The organism is Shinella granuli, assembly GCF_004341885.1.
In the GTDB taxonomy this organism is placed as follows: Bacteria; Pseudomonadota; Alphaproteobacteria; order Rhizobiales; family Rhizobiaceae; genus Shinella; species Shinella granuli.
This window is the reverse complement of sequence record NZ_SLVX01000013.1, coordinates 112,943-137,721: the sequence shown is the minus strand read 5'-3', so window position 1 is coordinate 137,721 and position 24,779 is coordinate 112,943. Positions and strand designations below refer to the sequence as shown.

Annotated in this window: 27 protein-coding genes, 1 tRNA gene and 1 riboswitch; of the genes, 9 read left to right on the top strand and 19 right to left on the bottom strand. The window is 64.5% G+C overall.

Features of this window, described 5'->3' with window-relative positions:
* Positions 1-23: 23 nt before the first annotated feature.
* Together EV665_RS19910 and EV665_RS19905 are read right to left on the bottom strand one after the other, a co-directional pair.
* Entirely contained in the window at positions 24-632 is a 609-nt protein-coding gene (locus EV665_RS19910; RefSeq protein ID WP_133035400.1) for a flavin reductase family protein, read from the bottom strand.
* Between the two features lie 4 nt (positions 633-636).
* Complete coding sequence (locus EV665_RS19905) at positions 637-1,221, bottom strand: nitroreductase family protein (protein ID WP_064329991.1); 585 nt, start codon at positions 1,219-1,221, stop codon at positions 637-639.
* Between the two features lie 101 nt (positions 1,222-1,322).
* Here EV665_RS19905 and EV665_RS19900 point away from each other — a divergent pair, with 101 nt between their 5' ends.
* On the top strand, positions 1,323-2,315 hold the full coding sequence (locus tag EV665_RS19900; protein ID WP_064329990.1) for a hypothetical protein: 993 nt from the start codon (positions 1,323-1,325) through the stop codon (positions 2,313-2,315).
* A gap of 80 nt (positions 2,316-2,395) precedes the next feature.
* Here the strand turns inward: EV665_RS19900 and EV665_RS19895 are convergent, their stop codons facing one another.
* From EV665_RS19895 to prmB, 4 genes are all read right to left on the bottom strand, one after another.
* Entirely contained in the window at positions 2,396-3,232 is an 837-nt protein-coding gene (locus EV665_RS19895; protein ID WP_133035399.1) for a lysophospholipid acyltransferase family protein, read from the bottom strand.
* 235 nt (positions 3,233-3,467) lie between these two features.
* Positions 3,468-5,441 carry a threonine--tRNA ligase gene (gene thrS / locus EV665_RS19890; RefSeq protein WP_133035398.1) on the bottom strand — a complete coding sequence of 658 codons (1,974 nt, stop codon included), beginning with the start codon at positions 5,439-5,441 and terminating at the stop codon, positions 3,468-3,470.
* Between the two features lie 185 nt (positions 5,442-5,626).
* Positions 5,627-6,385 (bottom strand): class I SAM-dependent methyltransferase, encoded by a 759-nt coding sequence (locus EV665_RS19885; protein ID WP_064329987.1) that lies wholly within the window; start codon positions 6,383-6,385, stop codon positions 5,627-5,629.
* Positions 6,386-6,740: 355 nt separating this feature from the next.
* On the bottom strand, positions 6,741-7,658 hold the full coding sequence (gene prmB / locus EV665_RS19880) for a 50S ribosomal protein L3 N(5)-glutamine methyltransferase (RefSeq protein ID WP_133035397.1): 918 nt from the start codon (positions 7,656-7,658) through the stop codon (positions 6,741-6,743).
* Between the two features lie 179 nt (positions 7,659-7,837).
* Here prmB and EV665_RS19875 point away from each other — a divergent pair, with 179 nt between their 5' ends.
* Entirely contained in the window at positions 7,838-8,665 is an 828-nt protein-coding gene (locus tag EV665_RS19875) for a pseudouridine synthase (protein ID WP_133035396.1), read from the top strand.
* Positions 8,666-8,857: 192 nt separating this feature from the next.
* Here the strand turns inward: EV665_RS19875 and EV665_RS19870 are convergent, their stop codons facing one another.
* From EV665_RS19870 to EV665_RS19855, 4 genes are read right to left on the bottom strand one after another with little or no spacing between them, the layout of a single operon-like run.
* Positions 8,858-9,385: a DUF1697 domain-containing protein gene (locus EV665_RS19870; RefSeq protein ID WP_133035395.1), complete on the bottom strand. Its 528-nt coding sequence runs from the start codon at positions 9,383-9,385 to the stop codon at positions 8,858-8,860.
* Entirely contained in the window at positions 9,382-9,801 is a 420-nt protein-coding gene (locus EV665_RS19865) for a DUF2267 domain-containing protein (RefSeq protein ID WP_064329984.1), read from the bottom strand. The genes EV665_RS19870 and EV665_RS19865 overlap by 4 nt, the downstream gene beginning before the upstream one ends.
* A gap of 4 nt (positions 9,802-9,805) precedes the next feature.
* Entirely contained in the window at positions 9,806-10,171 is a 366-nt protein-coding gene (gene yidD, locus EV665_RS19860; protein ID WP_133035394.1) for a membrane protein insertion efficiency factor YidD, read from the bottom strand.
* Positions 10,172-10,177: 6 nt separating this feature from the next.
* Positions 10,178-10,624 (bottom strand): iron-sulfur cluster assembly scaffold protein, encoded by a 447-nt coding sequence (locus EV665_RS19855; RefSeq protein WP_133035393.1) that lies wholly within the window; start codon positions 10,622-10,624, stop codon positions 10,178-10,180.
* 391 nt (positions 10,625-11,015) lie between these two features.
* Between EV665_RS19855 and folE the strand changes: the two genes are divergently transcribed.
* The 3 genes from folE (at position 11,016) to EV665_RS19840 (ending at position 13,537) form a co-directional block, all read left to right on the top strand.
* Positions 11,016-11,627: a GTP cyclohydrolase I FolE gene (folE, locus tag EV665_RS19850; protein WP_064329982.1), complete on the top strand. Its 612-nt coding sequence runs from the start codon at positions 11,016-11,018 to the stop codon at positions 11,625-11,627.
* Positions 11,628-11,757: 130 nt separating this feature from the next.
* Complete coding sequence (gene hisI / locus EV665_RS19845; RefSeq protein WP_064329981.1) at positions 11,758-12,210, top strand: phosphoribosyl-AMP cyclohydrolase; 453 nt, start codon at positions 11,758-11,760, stop codon at positions 12,208-12,210.
* 364 nt (positions 12,211-12,574) lie between these two features.
* Positions 12,575-13,537: a patatin-like phospholipase family protein gene (locus EV665_RS19840; RefSeq protein ID WP_064329980.1), complete on the top strand. Its 963-nt coding sequence runs from the start codon at positions 12,575-12,577 to the stop codon at positions 13,535-13,537.
* Positions 13,538-13,614: 77 nt separating this feature from the next.
* Here the strand turns inward: EV665_RS19840 and EV665_RS19835 are convergent, their stop codons facing one another.
* Together EV665_RS19835 and EV665_RS19830 are read right to left on the bottom strand one after the other, a co-directional pair.
* Positions 13,615-14,043, bottom strand: coding sequence for a CBS domain-containing protein (locus EV665_RS19835; RefSeq protein WP_023516762.1), 429 nt, complete (start codon positions 14,041-14,043; stop codon positions 13,615-13,617).
* Positions 14,044-14,231: 188 nt separating this feature from the next.
* A complete protein-coding gene (locus EV665_RS19830) occupies positions 14,232-14,972 on the bottom strand; it encodes a rhomboid family intramembrane serine protease (protein WP_133035392.1) in 741 nt (246 codons plus the stop codon).
* A 293-nt stretch (positions 14,973-15,265) separates the two neighbouring features.
* Between EV665_RS19830 and EV665_RS19825 the strand changes: the two genes are divergently transcribed.
* The 3 genes from EV665_RS19825 to EV665_RS19815 all read left to right on the top strand — a co-directional run bounded on the left by EV665_RS19825 (position 15,266) and on the right by EV665_RS19815 (position 17,742).
* Complete coding sequence (locus tag EV665_RS19825; protein ID WP_162853108.1) at positions 15,266-15,901, top strand: PAS domain-containing protein; 636 nt, start codon at positions 15,266-15,268, stop codon at positions 15,899-15,901.
* A gap of 145 nt (positions 15,902-16,046) precedes the next feature.
* A complete protein-coding gene (locus tag EV665_RS19820; RefSeq protein ID WP_064329977.1) occupies positions 16,047-16,658 on the top strand; it encodes a PilZ domain-containing protein in 612 nt (203 codons plus the stop codon).
* Between the two features lie 484 nt (positions 16,659-17,142).
* Entirely contained in the window at positions 17,143-17,742 is a 600-nt protein-coding gene (locus tag EV665_RS19815) for a transglutaminase-like cysteine peptidase (protein ID WP_064329976.1), read from the top strand.
* Between the two features lie 141 nt (positions 17,743-17,883).
* On the opposite strand, the gene EV665_RS19810 is transcribed toward EV665_RS19815, so the two are convergent.
* Complete coding sequence (locus EV665_RS19810; RefSeq protein ID WP_064329975.1) at positions 17,884-18,858, bottom strand: GlxA family transcriptional regulator; 975 nt, start codon at positions 18,856-18,858, stop codon at positions 17,884-17,886.
* A 283-nt stretch (positions 18,859-19,141) separates the two neighbouring features.
* On the opposite strand from EV665_RS19810, the gene EV665_RS19805 reads away from it, so the two are divergent.
* Positions 19,142-19,582, top strand: a complete 441-nt coding sequence (locus EV665_RS19805) for a BA14K family protein (RefSeq protein ID WP_064329974.1) — start codon at positions 19,142-19,144, stop codon at positions 19,580-19,582.
* Between the two features lie 65 nt (positions 19,583-19,647).
* On the opposite strand, the gene EV665_RS19800 is transcribed toward EV665_RS19805, so the two are convergent.
* The 6 genes from EV665_RS19800 to nrdH form a co-directional block, all read right to left on the bottom strand.
* Positions 19,648-19,724, bottom strand: a tRNA-Arg gene (locus EV665_RS19800).
* A 24-nt stretch (positions 19,725-19,748) separates the two neighbouring features.
* The gene (locus EV665_RS19795; RefSeq protein ID WP_064329973.1) at positions 19,749-20,054 is read right to left on the bottom strand and encodes an ETC complex I subunit; all 306 of its coding nucleotides are present in this window, start codon (positions 20,052-20,054) and stop codon (positions 19,749-19,751) included.
* A 451-nt stretch (positions 20,055-20,505) separates the two neighbouring features.
* Positions 20,506-21,495, bottom strand: coding sequence for a class 1b ribonucleoside-diphosphate reductase subunit beta (gene nrdF, locus EV665_RS19790; RefSeq protein WP_133035390.1), 990 nt, complete (start codon positions 21,493-21,495; stop codon positions 20,506-20,508).
* A 14-nt stretch (positions 21,496-21,509) separates the two neighbouring features.
* Entirely contained in the window at positions 21,510-23,675 is a 2,166-nt protein-coding gene (gene nrdE, locus EV665_RS19785) for a class 1b ribonucleoside-diphosphate reductase subunit alpha (protein WP_133035389.1), read from the bottom strand.
* Positions 23,672-24,070 carry a class Ib ribonucleoside-diphosphate reductase assembly flavoprotein NrdI gene (gene nrdI, locus EV665_RS19780; protein ID WP_133035388.1) on the bottom strand — a complete coding sequence of 133 codons (399 nt, stop codon included), beginning with the start codon at positions 24,068-24,070 and terminating at the stop codon, positions 23,672-23,674. The genes nrdE and nrdI overlap by 4 nt, the downstream gene beginning before the upstream one ends.
* Positions 24,071-24,079: 9 nt before the next feature.
* Positions 24,080-24,301: a glutaredoxin-like protein NrdH gene (gene nrdH / locus EV665_RS19775; RefSeq protein WP_064329970.1), complete on the bottom strand. Its 222-nt coding sequence runs from the start codon at positions 24,299-24,301 to the stop codon at positions 24,080-24,082.
* Between the two features lie 249 nt (positions 24,302-24,550).
* Positions 24,551-24,768, bottom strand: a riboswitch (cobalamin riboswitch).
* Between the last annotated feature and the right edge of the window lie 11 nt (positions 24,769-24,779).

Genomic DNA, 24,779 nt, shown 5'->3' with positions numbered 1-24,779 from the left:
CGGGCGATGACCGCCCGCGCCCCTCACCCCGCCTTCGGCCGCATCATGGCGAAAACCTCCGCCCCGCCGTCGCAGTAATCCATGTAGCCCATGCGCCCCAGCGGGCGCGCGACGCCCATGTCGATCATGCCGTCGCGCAGGATCTCCGGGCTGATATGGATGCCGAGCACCTGGCCGAAGACCACCCAGTTGTCCGATTCCCGCCCGTCGATGTCGACCGGGCGGAAGGCCTGCGTCATCCGGCATTCCAGCACCGCATGGGCTTCGCCGACATAGGGCGCATCGACGAGGCGGCCGGCGACCGGCGTGAGGCCGGCGAGCGCGAACTCGTCGACGCCGCGCGGCACGGCGGCGGAGCTGGCATTCATCGCCTCGGCGAGATGCCGGCCGGCCAGCGAGCAGGTGAAGACGCCGGTTTCCTCGATATTCGCCACGCTGTCCTTGTGGCCGTTCGAGGAGAACATCACCAGCTTCGGCCTGTCGCTCACCGCGTTGAAGAACGAATAGGGCGCAAGGTTGCGCCGCCCGTCCGCCGCCTTCGTGCCGATCCAGCCGATCGGCCGCGGCGCGACGAGCGCCTTGAAGGGATCGTGCTTCAGGCCGTGGGCGTTCTCCGCGGTCTCGTAGAACAACGCGTCAGGCCTCATCGCCGACCCATGTGACGATCTCGGAAAGCTCCGGCCGGGGCCGCTCGGTCGGCGGCACGGTGGGCGTGCCGATATGGATGAAGCCGGCGATCCGCTCGCCCGGCTTCACGCCGAGGATCGGATAGGCGCGTTCGTCGAAGGCGTACCATTCGGTCAGCCAGTTCGAGGCGAAGCCGTGCGCATTGGCGGCCATCGCCAGGTTGAGGCAGACAGCGCCCGCCGACATGACCTGCTCCCATTCCGGGATCTTGAAATGCGGTGCCGCGCGGCTGACGACGGCGATCACCACGGGCGCGCGGGTGAGCCGGGTGTTCTCCACCTTGACCATCTCGTCCGAAAGGTCCGGCTTGTCGCCCATCGCGATGGCGGCCAGCGCCTCGCTGATCCGCCGGCGCTCCTCGCCGCGATAGACGATGAAGCGCCAGGGCGCGAGCTTGCCGTGGTCGGGCACGCGCGAGGCGAGCGTCAGCATCTCCTCCACCTCGCCTTTCGAGGGGCCGGGTTCGCTCATCTGGAAGGCGGGGATCGACCGGCGGGTCGAAAGATAATCGATCAGCTTGATTTCGGTTTTCATCGGGTGGGAGTTCCAATACCTTGGCGCGCGGACGCGGCCTTGAAAATGCCATTAGCCGGGTCTTCAAGTGGAGCCTTACAGTCAGGAAGTCAACCGTCCCCATGCGCATGCCCCTCCCTCCCGCCATCGCCGTGAGCCTTGCCGTGGCCAGCCTCGTCACGTCGCTCGTTCCGGCCCGCGCGCAGGAGGCGCTGGACAGCTTTTCGCAGGTCACCACGCCCATGAAGGGCGGCAAGCTCACCTCGTTCAACCCGATCGTGACGGGCGAGGCGACGCCGGCGAACCTCAGGGACGTGACCTGCGAGGCGCTGTTGACGAAGGACGGCAGCCCCATGCAGCACGGGCTGACCTGGCGCGTCTTCTCGCCGATCCCCGGCGCCGACGGCAAGCTGCCGCTGCTCGCCACCTCCGAGGGCGGCTCGGCCGCCTTCCAGCTGGTGCCCGGCGAATATTTCGTCAATGTCGCCTTCGGCCGCGCCGGCGCCACCAAGAAGCTCGTCGTTCCCGATACGGGCGATGTCGACAAGCAGGTCATGGTGCTCGATGCCGGCGGCATCATGCTGAACGCCGTCTCCGGCTCGGACGTGCGCATTCCGCCGAAGGAGCTCAGCTTCTCGATCTTCGCCGCCGACGTGCGCGAGGACGGCGAGCGTAACCTCGTCGTCGCCGAGGTGAAGCCGAATTCCGTCGTGCGCCTCAATGCCGGCACCTACCACGTCGTCTCCGATTACGGCACGGTCAACGCCGTCATCCGCGCCGACATCCAGGTCGAGGCCGGCAAGCTGACGCGCGCGACGATCCAGCACCGCGCCGCCAAGCTCACGCTGAAGCTCGTCTCCGAGCCCGGCGGCGAGGCGATCGCCGATACGGCCTGGTCGATCCTCACCTCCTCGGGCGACACGGTCAGCGAAAGCGTCGGCGCCTTCCCGACGCTGGTGCTGGCCGAGGGCAGCTACATCGCCGTCGCCCGCAACAAGAACAAGATCTACCAGCGCGACTTCACCGTGAAGGCCGGCGTCAACACCGATGTCGAGGTGCTGCTCGACGAGAACGCCAACGGAGAGAAGGCCGCCGCCCAGGACGTGGTGGACTAAAGCTGCACGCAGGCGAAATCGCCCGAGTGCAGGAAAGAGGCTCCGGATTCAAAATAGAGCGCGCCCTCGCCGCCCGGCCCTCAGCCGGCGCGTCGCAGGAACGACCGCGGCCGGGGCGCCATCGCGAAGACGGCCTCGTGGAGCCGCGCCGTGATGTTCCTGCGGTCGCCCGCATCCAGCTCCGCCCAGGCAATGACGCCGCCGATGCGCGCGGCGATCGTCGAGCCCGAGAGCTTGCGGAACTCGCGAATCAGCAGCGACAGGCGCAGCGTCAGCGAGACCTTGCTGGCGAGATGGAAGAGCCGGCCGTTCTGCCCCTCGAAATAGACGGGGATGACATTGGCCCTGGCCGACTGGATGAGCTTTGCCGGGAACATCTTCCACGGCAGGTCCTCCGCCCGGCCGAACACCTTCCTCGCCGTCGCGACGCCCCCCGCCGGAAACACGATCACCGTCGTGCCCTCTTTCAGAAGCCGCACCGCCTCCGCCCGCGTCTTCATGTTGAGCGCCTGCGCCTCCTTCGTCTCCTCGAAGGAGACCGGCAGCGCATAGGGCTGCATTTCCGGCACTTTCAGGAGGTCGTTGTGGATCATCACCTTGAACGGCCGGCCGAGCTGCTCGGCGAGCGCCAGCACCGCGATGCCGTCGCCGATGCCGAAGGGATGGTTGGCGACGATGACGACCGGCCCCTCGGGCAAATCCGGCGGCGGCCAGGCGCCCTCGACACGCAGCCCGACATCGATGAGGTCGAGCATGTCGCCGAAGACCCGCGCGCTCTGCCCGACGACGGAGCTGCGCCAGACATGGTAGAGCCGGGCGTAACGGTTACGGCCGGCAAGGCCTTCCATGGAGCGGATGAACCATCGTTTGAGGCGCGGATCGTTTTCGTTGGCGTAGGACAGTTCCTTGAACCGCACGGCGTTCCCCAAAAAAGAAATCCCGTGCCGGGTGCACGAGACCTTCGACCCTCGACCTGCGGCGCCCTCTCCTCCGTCATCCTCGGGCTTGACCCGAGGATCCACCTTCGTTCAAGGGTTTGGATCCTCGGGTCAAGCCCGAGGATGACGGAGGCGGAGCACGGCCTGTCGCCAGCCTGATCCCGCACTGGCTAGCACGGGATTATTGCAGTTTTCCGACAGTTGCCGGGAAGGCTCACGCCTTGCCGAGCTTGCGCTTCAGGTCCGGCGCCATGGCCTCTAGCGACAGCGTCTCGATCGCCTCGTCGAGCGACATCGCCGTCTGGTTCTGCGATCCGAGCCGGCGGATGTTGACGGAGCGCTCCTCCGCCTCGCGCCTGCCGCAGACGATGATGACCGGAACCTTGGTCACCGAATGCTCGCGGACCTTGTAGTTGATCTTCTCGTTGCGAAGATCGGTCTCGACGGTCATGCCGGCCTCGCGCAGCTTCTCCGCCACCTCGCGGGCATAGTCGTCCGCCTCGGAGGTGATGGTCGCGACGACGACCTGCATCGGCGCGATCCACAGCGGCATGTGCCCGGCGAAATTCTCGATGAGAATGCCGAGGAAGCGTTCCATCGAGCCGCAGATGGCGCGGTGGATCATGACAGGCTGGCGCTTTTCCGACGCCTGGTCGATATAGAAGGCGCCGAAGCGTTCCGGCAGGTTGAAGTCGACCTGCGTGGTGCCGCACTGCCATTCGCGGCCGATGGCGTCCTTCAGCGTATATTCGAACTTCGGCCCGTAGAACGCGCCCTCGCCCGGCAGGATGCCGGTCTTGATGCGCCCGCCGGACTGCGCCTCGATCTGCTTGAGAACGTCCATCATGACGCTCTCCGCCCGGTCCCACAGCGCATCGGAGCCGACGCGCTTTTCCGGCCGGGTCGAAAGCTTCACCACAACCTCGTCGAAGCCGAAATCCTTGTAGACAGAGAGGATGAGGTCGTTGATGCGCAGGCATTCCGCCGCCATCTGCTCGTCGGTGCAGAAGACATGCGCATCGTCCTGCGTGAAGCCGCGCACGCGCATCAGCCCGTGCAGCGCGCCCGAGGGTTCGTAGCGATGCACATTGCCGAATTCCGCAAGGCGAACAGGCAGTTCGCGATAGGACTTCAAGCCATGTTTGAAGATCTGCACATGGCCCGGGCAGTTCATCGGCTTCAGCGCGAAGACGCGCTCGTCGTCGGTCTCGTCGCCGGCGACGGTCACCTTGAACATGTTGTCGCGATACCAGCCCCAGTGGCCGGAGGTTTCCCACAGCGACTTGTCGAGCACCTGCGGCGCGTTCACCTCCTCATAGGTGCCGGCGAGGCGACGGCGCATATAGGCGACGAGCGTCTGGAACATGCGCCAGCCCTTGCCGTGCCAGAAGACGACGCCCGGCCCTTCCTCCTGGAAATGGAACAGGTCCATTTCGCGCCCGAGCCGGCGATGGTCGCGCTTTTCGGCCTCGGCGAGGATGTTGAGATAGGTGTCGAGCTCTTCCTGCGTGCGCCAGGCGGTGCCGTAGATGCGCGTCAGCATCGGATTGTTCGAATCGCCGCGCCAATAGGCGCCCGCGACCTTCATCAGCTTGAAGGCCGTGCCGATCTGGCCGGTCGCGGCCATGTGCGGCCCGCGACACAGGTCGAACCAGTCGCCCTGGTAATAGATCTTGAGGTCCTGCCCCTCGGGGATCGCATCGACCAGCTCGACCTTGTACTTCTCGCCCTTCCCGGAGAAGACCTCCTTCGCCTTGTCGCGCGACCACACCTCCTTGGTGAAGGGCTTGTTGCGCTGGATGATCTCCTTCATGCGCTTTTCGATCTTCGGCAGATCGTCCGGCGTGAAAGGCTCGTCCTTGGCAAAATCGTAGTAGAAACCGTTGTCGATGACCGGCCCGATGGTCACCTGCGTGCCCGGCCAGAGCTCCTGCACCGCCTCGGCCATCACATGCGCGGCGTCGTGCCGGATCAGCTCCAGCGCCCGGTCGTCCTCGCGCGTGACGATCTCGATCCGCCCGTTCGAAACCGGATCGGAGAGATCGCGCAGCTCGCCATCGAGCGCAATCGCGATCGCCTTCTTGGCCAGCGACTTGGAAATCGCCTCGGCCACGTCACGCCCCGTCGAGCCCGCGGGATAATCGCGGACGGAGCCATCGGGAAAAGTCAGGGAAACAGGTGCAGACATCAAAATCTCCTATCCAGTCCCGCCAACGAATGCGGGTGGTATGCGGGGGAATGGCCGGATGCGCCGGCGCGTTGCGGAGGGCGGTATACGGGGAAAATCGGGGGATTGGAAGGGGGAACGCGACAACCTGGTTCAGCCCATTGCGGACATTCAAGTCCTGGGGCAGCCAAAAAGCGCCTCTCGGCTTATCTGGGACGCCGCGCCTCGAAACTGATGATCTCGTCGTCCTTGTGCGGCGCTCTTCCATGCTGGTAGTTGCCTGACACCACGACATCCACGAAGCCCGTGCGCTGTAGCGCCATCAAGAATTCTTCGACGCCCCACCACCGCAACTTGAACAAATCGAGTTCGGATTTCACAAGATTTCCATCCCGCCAGTGTTCATAGCGGAGATGGGCCAGTGTGGTCTGCGCGACATAGTCGGTTTCAACGCGATGATCTGTGAGCGTGAGCAGATCGCCGTCCTCTGTCGTCCAACGCCGAACCGAGCCGGTCGGCCCAAGGAAACTGCCGATGGGATCGAGGTCTATGATCAATTTCGCGCCGGGAACCAGGTGATCGTAAAACCGCCTCAGCACAGCGGTCGCCGATGTCGTATCCGTGACCAACTGAAACGACCCCGCCGGGATGATGATGGCCGCAAAGCCTTTGCCGTAGGAGAACTCTTCGAACGTCTGTCGTGTCACGTTCGCGGAAAGATTGCGCTTGCTGCATTCCTCCTGGCAGTAACCAAGCATCTCGTCAGACGCATCGAACCCCTCTATCGAGAACCCGGATTCGAGCAGCGGCACAAGAATACGACCGTTGCCGACAGCAGGCTCCAGGATCGGGCCTTCGGATTCCCCAAGACGTTGCTGATAATATTCCACATCTCCGAATGAACGCCCGACCGGTTTATCCAGATTATAGACCCAGGACGCGAGTGTTCCGTAACGATTGTTCATTCCAGCCTCGTAGAATCGATTTGGCCGCGACGCTTTCGCCAGGCGCGGAATCAACTGCCGTATAATTAAAGGAAACGATCCTCGCCAGTTTCAAGTGATCCATAAACGGGGCGGCAACCAACCTTCGCGCAAGCGGCCGCTCTTGGCGCAAATGCCAGCGCGCGCGGCGCTGCATCGGCTGGCGCCCGGGCGAGGCATGCCGCCCCGACGCCCTCGACCCGGCGCTGCCGCCCTGCATCGCCGACGACGCCGACGCGCTGGGGCTGCTTGCGGCGCTCCGCGACCTCGCCCGGCCCACACCGGCGGACCGTAACGCACGGGACGGGGATGCGAAGGTCCAGGAGAGGCGTGGCGATCAGGCCACGCCGAGCGCTTCGGCAGAAATCCAGAACACCGCGTCCTGCGATTCGGCCGTCTCCAGCCAGACGAAATCCAGATGTGGGAATTCCTCCTCCAGGATCTCGCGGCCCGAGCCGATCTCGCAGATCATGCCGCCGCCCGGATTGAGGTGATCGGCCGCCTCAGCGAGGATTTTTCGAACGAGGTCGAGCCCGTCTTCCCCGCCGTCATGGGCCATGACGGGCTCGGCGCGGAATTCCGGCGGGTAGCCGGCGAGCGCCGCATGGTCGACGTAGGGCGGATTGGTGATGATGAGGTCGTAGGTGCGGCCGGCAAGCGGGGCGAAGAGATCGCCCTCGATGAGCGTCACCTGGTCCCCCACGTCGTGTTCGGCAAGGTTGAGCCTGGCGACCTCCAGCGCATCGGCCGACAGGTCCACCGCGTCCACGCTCGCCTGCGGGAAGAACTTTGCCGCCAGCACCGCAAGGCAGCCGGAGCCCGTGCAGATGTCGACGGCGCTTTCCACCAGCATCGGATCGGGCAGGAAGGACGAACCGTGCTCGCCGAGATATTCGGAGAACAGGATCTCGCCGATATGCGAGCGCGGCACGATCACCCGCTCGTCGACATGGAAGCGCACGCCCTGGATATAGGACCGGCCGGTAAGGTAGGCCGAGGGTTTTCGCGTCGTGACGCGGGCCTCGATGCGTGCCGCGAGCAGTTGCCGCTCGGCCGGCAGCAGGCGGGCGTCGAGGAAGGGATCGAGCGTGTCGATCGGCAGGTCGAGCGTGTCGAGCAGGAGGAAGGCCGCGTCGTCGCCGGCCGTCGTCGTGCCGTGGCCGTAGCTGAGATCGGCCGCGTTGAAGCGGGAGATCGCATAGCGCCAGTAGTCGCGCAGCGTGACGAGTTCGGTTGTGATGTCGTCCTTGGTCAACGGCGGCCTCGCTTCGGCTATAGTGGATCGGAGCCGGCCGGCAAAAGGCGCGGCGGCCTGCCGGACGGGCGGAGCCTTTTCGCGAACCGCGGGCCGGCGGAAAGGCTCTGGACGGACCCGGCTTTAGAATGGCATGGGCTGGCCGGTCAACAGCGGCGATCAGGGGTTTTACGGGCAGCATGGCGAAAGACACACGCAAACGGCCTAAACCGGCCCCCCCGCGCAGGGCGGACACCGCCCCGAAGGCCCGTGCGGCCGCAAGTCCCAAGGCACCCTCCGCCGGCAAGCGCGTCACCCTGCCCCGCGCCCTCTCCAAGCTCGGCTTCTGCTCGCGCACGGAGGCGGAAGGGCTGATTGCGGCCGGTCGCGTCGCCGTCGCCGGCCGCGTCGTCACCGATCCCGAGACCTGGATCGACCTTGCCGACGCGCGCATCACGGTGGACGGCGCGGCGGTCGTCGCGGAAAAACCCGTCTACCTCATGCTGAACAAGCCGCGCGGCCTCGTCACCACCCGGCACGACCCGGAGGGCCGGCCGACGGTGTTCGATTGCCTGAAGCATCTCGATCCCGCGCATCTCTCCCCCGTCGGCCGGCTCGACAAGGCGAGCGAGGGCCTGCTGCTCTTTTCCAACGACACGGAATTCGCCAACGCCCTGCTCGATCCGAAGACCCATGTCGCCAAGACCTACCATGTCCAGATCGACCGCATCGCCGACCGGCCGGTCCTCGACGCGCTGGAGAAGGGTGTCCACCACGACGGCGAATTCCTGCGTGCAAGGTCCGTGCGCAGGCTCAGGGACGGCGAACGGAACTCCTGGCTCGAAATCGTGCTCGACGAGGGCCGCAACCGCCAGATCCGCCGCATGCTGGAAGCACTCGATATCGCATGCCTTCGCCTCGTGCGCGTCGCCATCGGCGATCTCGTGCTCGGGGATCTCGCAAAGGGCGCCGTCCGCCCGCTGACGGAGGCGGAAGTCAAGAGGCTTCGCCGGCTCGTCCGGCGCTGAGCACCGCGACTGCGTTTTCCCCGCGCCGCCGGCCGGCCGCATACTGGATCGCACGGCGCGGGCCTTGACCCTCCAGTCACTGGAGCCGCGACCAAGACCGGAGGCCCGATACATGCCGTTGCCCGTTCTTTCCGCGGCCCTCATGGCGGCCTATCGCGCCTACCGGCAGCGGGTGCCCCGGTGGCTGTGACGTCAGCCGAGCATGGCCGCAAGGCCGTTGACGGTGTTGGCGTTGCGCAGGGTGCCGATGCCGAGCTTCTTCGTCGTCAGGTGCGACAGGAGCTTCGTCTCGCTCGGCTTTTGCGAGAAGTCCACCCAGAGATCGCCGTCGACGACGGCAAGGCGGATGCCGGGCGTGGCGATCCTTTCGAGCCCCGGCAGAACCTCCGGCCCCAGCGGCGTCCGCATGACGCGGATGCCCACATCCGCGCCGTTGCCACCCGGAAAAGGATTGCCGGCCGCCAGCCGCCGCCAGGCCTCCGCCGTGCGCAGGATGATGTCGACATGTTTTCCGAAGCGCGCGCGAAACGCCGCTTCCAGCCGGTCCTCGATGGCGCGAAGCGGTTCGTCCTCTGCCTCGAAGATCAGGTTGCCGGTGGCAACCAGGGTGCGCGTGCCGCGCAAGCCGAGGCCTTCGGCCATGGCCCTGAGGTCGGCCATCACGAGCCGCCGTCCGGGGCCGAGCACGATGGAATGCAGAAGAGCGACATAGACCGTCATGCGCGCCAGAACTCCCGTGCGGCAGGCGGCAGCCGGTCGAGGACGCGCGCGAAGGCCGCCGGATCGACATGCCGGCCGAGGGCGGCGGCAACATCGGCGATGGCCGTCTCGGGCGAGACATTGTGGTCGCCGCGAAACGCCTGCACCTCGCGGGTCAGCACGTCCCGTTCCGCAAAGGGCCGGACCGGCTCGGCAATATCCCAGCCGGACACGAAAATCGCGCGCAGCACCGGCGGCAGGACGGCGGCGAAGGCAAGCGCGTCCGCCACCGAAAGCCGGCGGCGGAACACCGTCAGCACGGCCTCGATCATCGTGTAGGCCTGGTTGGTGGTCTGCAGCATGGCCGTGTCGCGCGCATCGACGAGGAAGGCGTCGAAATCGCGCGAGGCCTGGCGGTATTCCATCGGCACGGTCATGGCGTCACCGCCTCTTTTCCGCAACGCGCCACAGCCGCCAGGGCGCCCACCAGCGAAAGCGCGGCGCCAGCGCCTCCGGCACGGGATCGAAGCCATGGGTGCCGCCGGGGCCGCAGCGGGCGACGCGGAACAGCGCCAGGAAGCCGCCCCGCCACAGGCCGTGCCGGGCGACGGCCTCGTAGCCATATTCCGAGCAGGTCGGCAGGTGGCGGCAGCCATTGCCGATGAAGCCGGAAAGCGTCAACTGGTAGAACCGGATGAGGCCCATGCCGAGGAGGCGGCCCGGAGTCCGACGGAACGGCCCCTGCCAGTTGCGCCCCCTATGGGCAGGCCGCGCGCCGGCATGCCGGCAGTCGGGCGCATCGCACATCGCCCCTCACCCGGCCTTTTCCAGCCGCTTCGCCTCGATCTGGCCGATGGCGTCCACCACGGCGTCGAAGGTCAGCATGGTGGAGGCGTGGCGGGCCTTGTAGTCCTTGACGGGCCGCAGGAACCGCATGTCCTCGAAGCGGCCGTCCGGCCCCTCGCCGTCGGCCTTCAGCATGGCGAGCATCTTGTCGCGCGCGTCGCGGATTTCCGCCGTCGTCGCGCCGATGACGTGGCGCGCCATGATCGAGGACGAGGCCTGGCCGAGCGCGCAGGCCTTCACCTCATGGGCGAAATCCGTGACCCGGTCGCCGTCGAGCTTCAGGTAGACCTTGACGCGCGAGCCGCACAGCTTGGAATGGGCGCCGGCCTCGCCGTCCGCATCGGCAAGCGTGCCGATGCGCGGGATGTTGCCGGCAAATTCGAGGATACGGCTGTTGTAGATATCGTCCATCATGGTCCCGTTTTCCGCATTTTTTGCGGAATCTTCAATGATCCGAGGAGATTATTCCGGCCTCGTCGGTAAAAAAGCACGGCGTGTCGTCTCAAGCCTCTTTCGCAGGCCTCGCCCGATACTATATGATAACTCGTATTGGGGTGAGCGTTTTGCAAGATGCGGGCAATTCCAGGAAACGTGCGAAGCGGTTTCTGTCGGGAATTGTGAAGGCAAAGGGCAAGTCGTTCACCTGTTGTTTGGGAAACCGTGCCGGACGGTCATGCGCACTGAGAAGCGAAGACCCGAAAGCCCCGGAGCCCGCCAACGGAACCCAAGCCTGCAGGGTTAGGCGAATGGCCAGTGGCGAGTCCGATAAACACGTCAGGTAACCTGCAGAAAGGTCAATGGGTCCATGGACGCCATAGTCACCAATTTTCCGCGCGTCGACGATCAGTCGGGCCGTCCCTCGCAAAAAGAGGCGGAGGATGCCGTTCGCGTCCTGCTGCGCTGGGCGGGCGACGATCCGGAGCGCGAGGGGCTGCTCGACACCCCTGCCCGCGTCGCAAAATCCTATCGCGAACTCTTCTCCGGCTATGACCTCGCCGCCGAGGACGTGCTCGGCCGCACCTTCGAGGAAGTCGCCGGCTACGACGACATGGTGCTGGTGAAGGACATCCCGTTCTTCTCGCATTGCGAGCATCACATGGTGCCGATCATCGGCAAGGCGCATGTCGCCTATCTGCCGAACGGCCGGGTGCTGGGCCTGTCCAAGATCGCCCGCGTGGTGGAGATCTACGGCCGCCGCCTGCAGACGCAGGAGACGATGACGGCGCAGATCGCCAAATCGATCGACGAGACGCTGAACCCGCGCGGCGTCGCCGTGATGATCGAGGCCGAGCATATGTGCATGGCGATGCGCGGCATCCAGAAGCAGGGCTCGACAACGCTCACCACCACCTTTACCGGTGCCTTCAAGACCGAACCGGCCGAACAGGTCCGGTTCATGACGATGATCCGGAGCTAGGCGACAGCCGGCTTCCTTCCGAGCAATTCCAGCAAAAGTGCGCAGCGGTTTTGCGTCCGGGATTGCGCCAAACAGAAAGATGAAGCATTTCGCGTTTCGAAGAAAACGAAATGCTCCAGAGTCGACCGCGATGCCGATGACCTTCAAGACCCCGCCCAAGGACAAGGCCGAGCTCGAAACGGGCCCGGCCTTCACGCCGCGCTTCGACGAGCACGGCCTGGTGACGGCCGTGGTGACGGATGCGAAGGACGGCGAACTGCTCATGGTCGCCCACATGAATGCCGAATCGCTGGCGCTGACCATCGAGACCGGCATCGCGCATTACTGGAGCCGCTCGCGCAAGGCGCTGTGGAAGAAGGGCGAAACGTCGGGCAACCTGCAGACCGTCGTGGAACTGCGGACGGATTGCGACCAGGATGCCGTCTGGCTGAAGGTCTCGGTCGCCGGCCATGACGCGACCTGCCACACCGGCCGCAGATCCTGCTTCTACCGCACGGTCTCGAACGGTCCCGACGGCGCCGTGCTGACCATCACGGGCGGCGCGCCGCAGTTCGACCCGGCGGCGATCTACGGCAAAAATTAAGCATCCCGGCGAATTCCGTCCGGTTTCGGCACGGATTCACCAATTGGCAACCGGTCCCGACGCCTAATGTCCTGCATGGCGGCCTCTGTCCCCGCCATGCGGATCAGGACATGGAACCCCATCGCTCTCGTGCGTCACGACCGGTTTCCAAGGCCACCCCCACCGGGGCGACGATCCTGCGGGCCCGGGCCCTCCTCCAGCCGCGACCGGACGCACACGGGACCGCCCGCCGGCAGATTTCCTCCGGCAAAGTTCCCCGGGTCACAGAGTGCGTCTATCCTGTCATCTATTGTGTTGCCGAGGGTGGCGTGGCGCCGGAACCGATTGCCTCGCCGCGAATTCCTCTTGGTAATGGAGGTCCGGAATGTTGAACTGGAGTTTCAATCGTAGTCTTGTAACGGCGGATGCATCCGACCCCGGCGGCCCTTCCATGAACGACATGTCCCATATTCCTGCGCCGGCCCCGCCGCGCAAATCGAAAATCGCGCTGGCCCTGGGCGGCGGCGCCGCCCGCGGCTGGGCGCATATCGGCGTGCTGCGGGCGCTGGACGAGGAAGGCATCGAGGTCTCGATGATCGCCGGCACCTCCATCGGCGCCCTGGTCGGCGGCTGTTATCTCGCCGGCAAGCTCGACGAGCTGGAGGCCTTCGCCCGCTCGCTCACCATGCGGCGTATCGCCAGCCTCCTCGATTTCACCATTCGCGGCTCGGGCCTCTTCGGCGGCATGCGGCTGACCAAGCGCATGCAGGAGCATCTGGAGAACCTCTCGATCGAGAGCCTCGACCGTCCCTTCGTCGCCGTCGCGACCGAGGTCAACAGCGGCCACGAGGTCTGGATCAACAGCGGTTCGCTGATCACCGCCATCCGCGCCTCCTACGCGCTGCCCGGCATCTTCGAGCCGATCAAGTGCAACAACCGCACGCTGGTCGACGGGGCGCTGGTCAATCCGGTGCCGGTGTCGGTCTGCCGCGCCCATGAGGAGCCGCTGGTCGTCGCCGTCAACCTCAACTACGACCTCTATGGCCGCTCGGCGGTGATCAAGCACAGCGCCAGCGAGCAGAAGATCGACGAACCGAGGCAGGAGGACAGCGCCGCCCGGCTCGGCCTGACGGGCGTCATGGTGCAATCCTTCAACATCATCCAAGACCGCATTTCCCGCGCACGCCTTGCCGGCGACCCGCCGGATCTTGCGCTGCACCCCAAGCTTTCGGATATCGGCCTGTCGGAATTCCACCGCGCCGGCGAAGCGATCGATCGCGGTTACCTGGAAGCCAAGGCCCGCATCACCGAGATCAAGCGCATGCAGGAAGTGGTGCTGATGCGCTGAAGAGGGGATTTCATCGTCAATAGTCGAGCGGGCGGGGCGAGAAATCGCTCCGCCCGAAACCGTCGGGAGATCGGCGGTCAGCCGGCGATATAGGCCTTGATGGCATCCGCCTCGTGCTGGATCGCCCGGATATGGGATTTCACCACGTCGCCGATCGAGATGATACCGACGAGCCGGCCGTCCTTCTCCACCGGGATATGGCGGGCGCGCAGCGTGCTCATCATTTCCATGAGTTCGTCGACGGTCTGGTTCTCGCCGCAACGATGGACATTGCCCCACATGATGGAGGAAATGGGTTTGTCCAGGCATTCGGCCCCGTTGCGGGCGACGGCGGCGACGATGTCGCGCTCGGTGGCAATGCCGGCGATGCGGTCGTTGCGGTCGAGGATGACGATGGCGCCGATATGGTTTTCATGCAGGTAGACGGCGGCTTGCCTGACGGTGAGCTGCGGGCCGCCGGTAACGACGTTGCGGCCTTTTTCGTCCAGTATCGTCTTTACATACATGCGTACCTCCCGTGTGCATCATGACGCAGAGAGGCGGGACACCCGCACGGGGGTTGCCCTGCCACAGTACCGGCGACACCCGCTTCCTCCTGCAAGATGCCGCCCCGTTCCGGTGTGCATGTGCGAACCGGAACACTTCCATGGTGCGCCACGAAAGAGGCGATTGCAAGACCGCTAATGAACTAACGTTAATCCCGGCGGCTTTCCGCCACCCCGACGTCGAACAGCGGGAAGAAGAGGAAGCCGAACAGGAACCCGCCGATATGAGCCTCCCAGGCGATCGCCCCGCCGGCATCCGAGCCGAAGATCTGGCCGAAGCCGATCAGGAAGTTCGTCAGGAACCAGATGCCGGAAAAGACCAGAACGGAGCGGTTGGACAGCGCCTCCGCTATCGTCAGGCGGCGGTTGAGATGGGCGAACTGCCGGCTGATGCGCCCGCTCGGCGAGAAGACGAAGCGGGCCGCCGCGCCCATCAGGCCGGACACGACCCCGGAGGCGCCGACGACGAGGATCATCGCCCCCCAGTGCAGCGCGCTGTGGAAGGCGACGGCGGCGATGGCCGAAAGGCACCAGAACAGGAAGAAACGCGCGAGGCCGATGCGGCGCACCACCGGCGCCCCGAAGGCGACCATCCAGAACGCGTTGAAGATCAGGTGCTCCCAGCTACCGTGCAGCAGCGAATAGGTGACCGGCCCCCAGAGCCAGCCGAGATCCTGCTCGGCGAGGGGAATGACATAGCGGCCGGGAATGAAGGCGAAGTGCAGGAGCACGAACTCGTCCGCCGAGGCGGAGAGAAGATAGGTGCGGATCACATGGATGGCGGTCAGGAATGCCAGGACCGCGACGAGACTGCCCGGCAGGTTGAAGGCCGGCTCCCGCTTGCGGATATCCGCACTGCCACCCTGCACGTCGACGCCGTCGTTACTCATGACCGAACCACCAAACTCATAAAATACGAATCGCGCTTATACAGAGAAAAGAAAGGCCGTGCAGCTTTCGCTGACGGCCGGCGCCCCCAATCCCCGGGGCTGAAATCGATGTGCAGTAAACCATTCCCTCATGGAGGGATACCCGGATGTTCCCCCAAACCGGCGACCGGCGCAATCGAAACCAATCGTTAACCTTAACATTGCGCTGGCACGAAACTCGCTCCTTCCCCCGCATGAGCTCCGTATGCCCGGCCTTTCGTGCCGGAACGGAACAGAATCGATTGGAAATGAGCATGCAGACGAAGGCCATCACGGCCCTTTACGATTACTGGACGCGCCGGCGCGGCGAGCGCGGCGTGCCGTTGCGAAGCGCTATCGAGCCCGCCGACATCGCGCCGATCCTGCCCGACGTCTTCATCCTGGAACACGGCCGGCTGCACGATCCGCGCTTTCGCCTGGCGGGCACGCGCCTGTGTGCCCAGTTCGGCCGGGAACTGAAGGCGACGGCCTTCGATGCGCTCTTCGCCCCCGACCAGCGCACCCGCATCGCGCGGATCACGGAAAACGTGATGGCGCATGCGGCGCCCGCCGTCATGCAGGTCGCGCTCGTCGACGGGCGGCTGGAGACCACCGAGGCCGAGATCGTGCTGCTGCCGCTTGCCAGCAAGGGCAAGGTGGCGGACCGCATCATCGGCGCCTTCGCACCCCTGCCCGGCCAGCGCCAGCCGCTGAGCGCCTTTCGCTATGCGACGCTCGGCGCGCTTTCGGTCATCGATCCGAACCGTGCGCGCAGCCTCAGGGGCAACCGGCCGGCCGTTCCCATGCCCACCTCCGTCATGGCCGTGCGACCGATCGGCCTCGGGCAGACGGTGAACCGCGTGCTGCATCTCCGCATCTTCGAGGGCGGCCGTCCGGCTGACGATGCGTGAGGCTGGCGGCGCCAATACAACCGAAAACGCCTCAGAGTTGTTGAAGAACGCGCTCGTTATGACTTTTCCATGGGGCAACAAACCTTCTGTTAACCCAGAAAGATTAAGAGTTGGAAAGAGATAGGATCACCAGGCCAGCGCGCACATGTACTCATTCCAGCAAGCATCGCCCGCCGCCCGCAAGCCGCAGCCCGAGCAGCGCAGCTTCCAGCGCGTCTCGGTGAACCTGCCGGGCCGGCTGATGCTGCCCAACCATGACGAATACGAGTGCACCGTGCTCGACATGTCGCCCGGCGATGCCAGCTTCGTCTGCGCCGCCCGCCCGCGCATGGGCGAGCGCATCATCGCCTATGTCGATCACCTCGGCCGCATCGAGGGCAGCGTGGCCGTCCTCAACGACAACGGCTTCGCCATCCTCCTCACCGCCACGGACCGCAAGCGCGAGAAACTCGCCGCGCAGCTCACCTGGATCGCCAACAAGCATGAACTGGGCCTGCCGGAAGACCGCCGCCACAACCGCCTGACGCCGCGCAACACCCGCACGGAACTGACTCTCGACGACGGCCGGCGCTATCCCTGCCGCATCATCGACCTGTCGCTCTCCGGCGCCGCCGTCGATATCGACGTGCGGCCGGCGCTCGGCACGCCCATACAGCTCGGCAACATGAAGGGCCGCGTCGTGCGCCACTTCCAGGAGGGCGTCGCCATCGAGTTCTCCTCCGTGCAGTCGAAGGAAGCCCTGACCGCCTTCCTGTAACATTCCGGGACGGATACGACACCGATCTGTTCCAGGAGGGCCCTGCGGGGCCCTTTGCTGTTTCAGGACGGCACAGGCCATCGTCGCGAAAATAGATTCAAAAAAATTTTCGGCCCGCCGAAGCGTTCTGCCGTCCGTTCTGGCGATTCCATCGGTTTTCCGTCGGCCCGATCAGTGCCGCGGCTGGCGCCTTGCGTCCCCCGCCAGCGCCTCCTGACCGCAAACAGGCTCCCGAAGAGCGCGGCGTAAAACGAAATATTCCTTTTATAATCAGCAAATTAGACCGCCGGTAGCGGCTTCGGCACAGGCGGAATTTCGTTCAAATTTTAGTCAAATACGCCTCAAATACAGATCAAAACAACATCAAATTCTATTCTTATTTTATTCTTATACCGTCTTGATTTGAACTAAGTTATACTTCGGCTTTTCGCGCAAGATCAAAACATAGCTGTCATTGTGACCTCATCAAACGGGGACGGACACAATGACAAAAACGATCAAGACAGGGACGTTTGCATTCCTCTTCTCTCTTGCCGCCGCAGGCGCCGCGATGGCCCTGCCCGCCAACATTCCGCTGGCCGGCGCGACCAACCAGCCCATCGGGCACTATGAATTCTGCAAGAAGTACAGCGACGAATGCGGCCCGACCGGCAAGGACACCGGCCCGCTCAAGCTGACGCAGGAAAACTGGAAGACGATCCTCAACGTCAACTACACCGCCAACACCGAATTCATGCCGCTGACGGACATGGAAATCTACGGCGTGGAAGAACAGTGGACCTATCCCGACGGCGCGGCGGACTGCGAGGACTACGTGCTCATCAAGCGCAAGCGCCTGATGGAAGCCGGCATCTCGCCGTCGAACCTGCTCATCACCGTCGTGCTGCAGCCGAACGGCGAAGGCCATGCCGTGCTGACCGTGCGCACCGACCGCGGCGACTTCGTGCTCGACAACATGCGCAACAAGGTCCTGCTCTGGTCGCAGACCGAATACCGCTACCTGAAGCGCCAGTCCTCGGTGAATGCCGGCAAGTGGGTCAAGCTTCAGGACGGTCGTGCCGACGCCGTCGGTAGCGTCAAGTAACATCCGGCCGCCGCAAGGCGCCGCATGACGAGACTGCCCGGCGATCCCGCCGGGCGCGAGAAAGGGCCCGGTCAGTCCCCCAATCCCCGTCCCCGACCATGGCCCTGCGGCCGGTTCTGCTGTCCCGGAACCGGCCGCGCTCTATTTGGCCCGCTGCTCGGCCCGAAGTTTGAGCGGGCTTGCACCGAAGTGATTGCGAAAGGCGCGCGAAAAGGCGGAAAGGCTGTCAAAGCCGCTGCGCAACGCCACGTCCTGGATCGAAAGCGACGTATCGCGCACCAGCCGCTGGGCGGCCGTCAGCCGCAGGCGCAGGTAATATTTCCCCGGCCCGGTGCCGAGACCCGCGGTAAACAGCGTCTCCAGCTTGCGCGTGGAAAAGCCGAGCCGCCGGGCGAGCGCGGCAATGGTCAGCGGCCGGTCGATCGTGCGCTCCATCAGGCGGATCGCGGCGGCAAGCTCCGGCTGGTGCTCGCCCAGCCGGCCGAGCGAGACGAGCGGCTGCGCATCCGTCGCCGCATGGGTCTCGTCATAGACGAAGACGCTCGCCACATCGAGCGCCACCGCCGAGCCGAACCGTTCGCGCACCAGATGCAGCATCATGTCGAAGGTCGGCGAGGCGCCGCCCGAGGTCCAGAGCGGCCCGTCGGTGACGAACCGGTCGGCCCGCACATTGAGCGCCGGAAAGGCCGCCGCGAAATCCTCCAGTTCCTCCCAATGCGCCGTCGCATCGCGCCCGTCGAGCAGACCGGAGCGCGCCAGCAGCCAGCAGCCCGATTCGATGCCGGCCACCACGTCGAACCGCCGCGCCACCTTCTTCAGCCGCGACACGAAGGACCGGTCGGCATGGCGCTCCTGGTTGAAGCCGGCGATGACGAGCAGCGCGTCGCCGCTCGTCACGTCGGCAAAGGCGCCGTCCACGCGGATCTCCACGCCGCAGGTCAGCAGCACCGGCTTGCCGAGCGGCGACAGGATCGTCCAGCGGAACACCGGCTCCGGCACGACGCGGTTTGCCGCGCGCATCGGGTCGAGCGCCGAGGCGAGCGACATGATCGAGGACTCCGGCAGAAGGACAATCGTGATGTCGAGCGGCCCCTGCCGCGGCGCTTTTTTGCTCATGTGGAAATCGTCAAAAAATATGCGCATTATGTCAATCGAGAAAATTGCGTTCGGGCATGATCGGCCGCACAGGATATCTGGAGATGCAGCCGGATTGTGGTGAGAACCCCTGTACCCCGAACACCCTGATCCGCATTTTACCGGAACGGGTTGGCGAGCCGACAAGGCGGACCAACCCGTTTTTTTTCTTTTGCCTTCGGGATCATGGCTTTCCCCACATGCGGCTGGAACCACCCCGTCCTTCCCGCGTTCTGTCTTCGGAAAAGCAGGAAAGGTTTTTGCCATGTTGAACTTCAAGACTGGTCTTGCCGCAGGGGCGCTGTCCCTCGCGCTGGCCCTGACCTCCGTCATCCCGGCCCAGGCGGTGACCTTCGCACGGGTGCCCGTGCCGGAAGCCTCCGCCGTCGAGAAGGTGCAGTATCGTTCCGATCGCCGCGACCGTCGTGATCGTTATGAGCGGCGCACCGAGCGCCGCTGGCACGGTCATCGCGGCTCCCGCGATTATCGCCCGGGCTATCGCCGCCATTCGGACGGCTGGTGGTATCCGCTCGCCGCCTTCGGCCTCGGCGCGGCAATCGGCGGCGCGATCGCCAACCAGCCGCAGGCCGGCAGCGGATCGCACCAGAGCTGGTGTGCCAACCGCTATCGCTCGTACCGGGCCTATGACAACACGTTCCAGCCTTACAACGGCCCGCGCCAGCAGTGCGTCTCGCCCTATTCGTAAGCAAGACGCAAGAGGACAAACAGAAAGGGCAGCCATCCGGCTGCCCTTTTTTTGCGAAGGCGATTTGGCGACCCCTGCAGGGCTCGAACCTGCGACATTCTGCTTAGAAGGCAGATGCTCTATCCAGCTGAGCTAAGGGGCCGGGGCTGGCGGGGCCAGCGAAACCTCAATGGGTCCAGGGCTGCATGCGGTTGAAGCGGAAGTTGTCCGGGTAGGCGACACGCTTGCGGGTTGCTTCCTTCGGCTCGATCACGCGGAAGTCGATGCCCTTGCGCGTGGCATAGGCGATCGCCTCTTCGCTCGTTTCGAATGTCAGCTTGACCTGCTGGTACATGTCGCCGGAACTCGTATAGCCCATGATCGGGTCGATCGTCCGCGGCTTCTCGGCATCGAACTCCAGGACCCAGAGATGAGTCTTGGCCTTGCCGGACTGCATGGCGGTCTTGGCGGGACGATAGATCTTCGCGGTCATCGAAGCGGCTCCAGAATTCTCGCATAGCGGCGCACCGTTCCGCCGGCGCGCGTTCGAGAATGCATAACCCGGATTCCGTAAAGGGGGAATGACCGAAAGCGCATTTGGCATCGAAACGCCCGCCGGACTGGAGAGATTCAAACTCCCGGCCTGTGGTCCCAAACGACCGACACGGCCTATGCGAGGTATCAGATTCTCAGTTTCGGCCCACACCGGGCGAGCGTTGATGCCCGTTGCGCTCCGTTGTTTCGGCGGCAAACCGTGCCGGGCACGCTTTGCTTCCTTGTCCGTGGAAATGCCCGCTCGATCCGCGGGAGTCAAGCAGGCATTTCAGTTACGCAGCCCTGCGCTCTTCCTTCCCTCCGCGCCAGGCCGCGGCCCAGTGAACAGGCGTTCGGAGCGAAGGTTCGCATGGGACGGGAGCGATCTGGCGACGCCTCCTCGCCTTTTCTCAGAAATCCCAGTCCTCGTCCTCGGTCGCCACCGCCTTGCCGATGACATAGGACGAGCCGGAGCCGGAGAAGAAGTCGTGGTTCTCGTCGGCGTTCGGCGACAGGGCCGAGAGGATGGCGGGATTGACCTTGCAGGCCTCGGGCGGGAAAAGCGCCTCGTAGCCGAGGTTCATCAGCGCCTTGTTGGCATTGTAGTGCAGGAACTTCTTCACATCCTCGGTGAGGCCGACGCCGTCATAGAGCTCCTCGGTGTATTTCGCCTCGTTGTCGTAGAGCTCCAGCAGGAGGTCGAAGGCGAAGTCCTTGATCTCCTGCCGCTTTTCGGCGCTCAGGCGCTCCATGCCGCGCTGGAACTTGTAGCCGATGTAATAGCCGTGCACGGCCTCGTCGCGGATGATGAGGCGGATCATGTCGGCGGTATTGGTGAGCCTGGCGCGGCTCGACCAGTACATGGGCAGGTAGAAGCCGGAATAGAACAGGAAGCTTTCGAGGAAGACGGAAGCGACCTTCTTCCTGAGCGGGTCGCCGGAGGCGTATTGCTCCAGGATCAGCGCGGACTTGCGTTGCAGGAACTCGTTCTCCTCCGACCAGCGATAGGCGTCGTCGACATCCGGCGTCAGGCACAGCGTCGAGAAGATGGAGGAATAGGAGCGCGCATGCACCGCCTCCATGAAGGCGATGTTGGAGAGCACCGCCTCCTCGTGCGGCGTGGCGGAATCCGCCATCAGCCTCACCGCGCCAACGCCGTTCTGGATCGTGTCGAGCAGGGTCAGGCCGGTGAAGACGCGGATGGTGAGCTTCTGCTCCTCGGCTTTGAGCGTCGCCCAGGAGGGGATGTCGTTGGAGAGCGGCACCTTTTCCGGCAGCCAGAAATTGCCGGTGAGCCGGTTCCAGACTTCGAGGTCCTTGTCGTCCTCGATGCGGTTCCAGTTGATGGCGCGCACGGCGCTGGCGGCCTTCGGGGCCTTGGTCTTTACTTGGATGTTCATGGTCGTCACCGATATCAGAGGGCGCAGGAGACACAGCCCTGCACTTCCGTGCCGGACAGCGCCATCTGGCGAAGGCGGATGTAGTAGATGGTCTTGATGCCCTTCTTCCAGGCGTAGATCTGCGCCCGGTTGATGTCGCGCGTCGTCGCCGTGTCGCGGAAGAACAGCGTCAGCGACAGGCCCTGGTCGACATGCTGCGTCGCCGCCGCATAGGTGTCGATGATCTTCTCCGGGCCGATCTCGTAGGCGTCCTGGTAATAATCGAGATTGTCGTTGGTCAGGTAGGCGGCCGGGTAGTAGACGCGGCCGATCTTGCCCTCCTTGCGGATCTCGATCTTCGAGACGATCGGATGGATCGAGGACGTGGAGTGGTTGATATAGGAGATCGACCCTGTCGGCGGCACCGCCTGGAGGTTCTGGTTGTAGAGCCCGCCCTGCATGACCGCGGCCTTCAGCTCCAGCCAGTCCTCCCGGGTCGGGACATGGATGCCGGCCGTTTCGAAGAGCGCCTTCACCTTTTCCGTCGCCGGCAGCCATTCGGCCTCGGTATATTTGTCGAAATAGTCGCCGGAGGCGTATTTCGAGTTCTCGAAGCCCTTGAAGCTGACGCCCTTCTCCACCGCCAGCCGGTTCGAGGCGCGGATGGCGTGGTAGGTCACCGTGTAGAAATAGATGTTGGTGAAGTCGATGCCTTCCTGCGAGCCGTAGAAGATGCGCTCGCGGGCGAGGTAGCCGTGCAGGTTCATCTGGCCGAGGCCGATGGCGTGGCTGTCGTCATTGCCCTTCTCGATAGAGGGAACCGAGGAGATGTGGCTCATCTCCGAGACGGCCGTCAGCGCGCGGATGGACGTCTCGATGGTCTGGCCGAAATCCGGCGAGTCCATCGCGGCGGCGATGTTGAGCGAGCCGAGATTGCAGGAGATGTCCTTGCCCATCCTGGCGTAGGACAGGTCGTCGTCGAATTCGCTCGCCTCGCTGACCTGCAGGATTTCCGAGCAGAGATTGCTCATGGTGATGCGGCCGGCGATGGGGTTTTCCCGGTTCACCGTGTCCTCGAACATGATGTAGGGATAGCCCGACTCGAACTGGATCTCGGCGATGATCTGGAAGAAGTCGCGCGCCTTGATCTTCTTCTTGCGGATGCGGCCGTCCTCGACCATCTCGCGGTACTTTTCCGTCACCGAGATCTCGGTGAAGGGCACGCCATAGACTCGCTCCACGTCATGCGGCGAGAAGAGGTACATGTCCTCGTTGTTGCGGGCGAGCTCGAAGGTGATGTCGGGAATGACGACGCCGAGCGACAGCGTCTTGATGCGGATCTTCTCGTCCGCATTCTCGCGCTTGGTGTCGAGGAAGCGCATGATGTCAGGATGATGGGCGTGGAGATAGACCGCGCCAGCCCCCTGCCGTGCGCCGAGCTGGTTGGCGTAGGAGAACGAATCCTCCAGGAGCTTCATGACGGGGATGACGCCGGAGGACTGGTTCTCGATCTGCTTGATCGGCGCGCCCATCTCGCGAAGATTGGTCAACGACAGCGCCACGCCCCCGCCCCGCTTGGAAAGCTGGAGCGCCGAATTGATCGAGCGGCCGATGCTCTCCATATTGTCCTCCACGCGCAGCAGGAAGCAGGAGACGAGCTCGCCGCGCTGCTTCTTGCCGGCATTGAGGAAGGTCGGCGTCGCCGGCTGGAAGCGGCCGGACATGATCTCGTCGACGAGGTCGCGGGCGAGCGCCTCGCTGCCGCGCGCCAGCGTCAGCGCCACCATGCAGACGCGGTCCTCGTAGCGCTCCAGGTAACGCTTCCCGTCGAAGGTCTTCAGCGTATAGGACGTGTAGTACTTGAACGCCCCGAGGAAGGTCGGGAAGCGGAACTTCTTGTCGTAGGCGCGGTCGAAGAGATCGCGCACGAAATTGAAGGCATACTGGTCGAGCACCTCCTGCTCGTAATAGCCCTCCGTCACCAGATAATCGAGCTTCTCCCGGAGGTTATGGAAGAACACGGTGTTCTGGTTGACGTGCTGGAGGAAATACTGCTTGGCTGCCTGCCTGTCCTTGTCGAGCTGGATCTTCCCCTCCTCGTCGTAGAGGTTCAGCATCGCGTTCAGCGCGTGGTAGTCCAGCGCCGTGATTTCCGGGACCTTCGCCGGCTTCTCGCCCGTGCGCGGCACCAAAGAGTTCATCGTGTCCAAAATCGTTCCAGTCCCTGTCTGACGTTGTCGACGTCCTCATCCGTGCCGAGCAGTTCGAACCGGTAGAGGAACGGCACGGCGCATTTCGCGGCGATGATGTTGCCCGCGACGGCGTATCCCGTGCCGAAATTGGTGTTGCCCGCCGCGATCACGCCGCGGATGAGGCTTCGGTTGCGCGGATTGTTGAGGAAGCGGATGACCGGTTTCGGCACCGCCCCCTTCTCCCCGCCCCCGCCATAGGTCGGCGAGACCAGCACGAAGGGCTCCTCGACCTCCGGCGGCTCCTCCGCCGCATCGACCGGCAGGCGCAGGGCGTCGATGCCGAGCCTTGCCACGAAGCGGCTGGTATTTTCCGACCGGCTGGAGAAATAGACGAGCCCGGCCATGGCCCCGGCTCAGGCGAGCGCGCTGATCATGTCCGGGCGAAAGCCGGCCCAATGCCGCTCGCCGGCAATGACCACCGGAACCTGGCGGTAGCCGAGGCCCTGCACGAGGGCGAAGGCCTCGGCATTCTCGGAGATATCGACGATGCTGTAGTCGATGCCCTGGCGGTCGAGCGCGCGGGTGGTCGCGGTGCACTGGACGCAGGCGGGCTTGGAATAGACGGTGATCGACATGGCTTTCCTCGTTTTTTCAATCAGGCATGGGAAATCGTTCGGCCATCCGCCGATGGCCGTGCGATGAATTGCAAAGGGTACGGGCGGCCGTCTGCCGACGGCCGGGCGCGGGGCGCCGCCTACTCGCGCGGAGGAACTGGAAACAGGATCGACATGACCTCACCCCGAGACATTGCAGCAGGGTATCGGGGAGACGGCGGGGCGGCATCCTTCCGCAGCCCGACGCTCGCCATCCGGACACCCCGCCCGTGGACGTTCATGGACGAGGCAGGTCTCCTGGCTTGCGGGTCGCCGCATCCGTTCGCCTTCCCAAGGCATTGGCGCCTCAGTGGCTTATTCGAACGAATGCTCGCCGCTTACAGTTGCGGGGGCAGCTCCGGATAATCGCGGCCATCATGGCCGCCCCGGATTCCCGTCTTAGCCTTCGATCCTCTCGAATCGAAGGAACCTCGAACACAAGATATAGTAGACGAGGTAA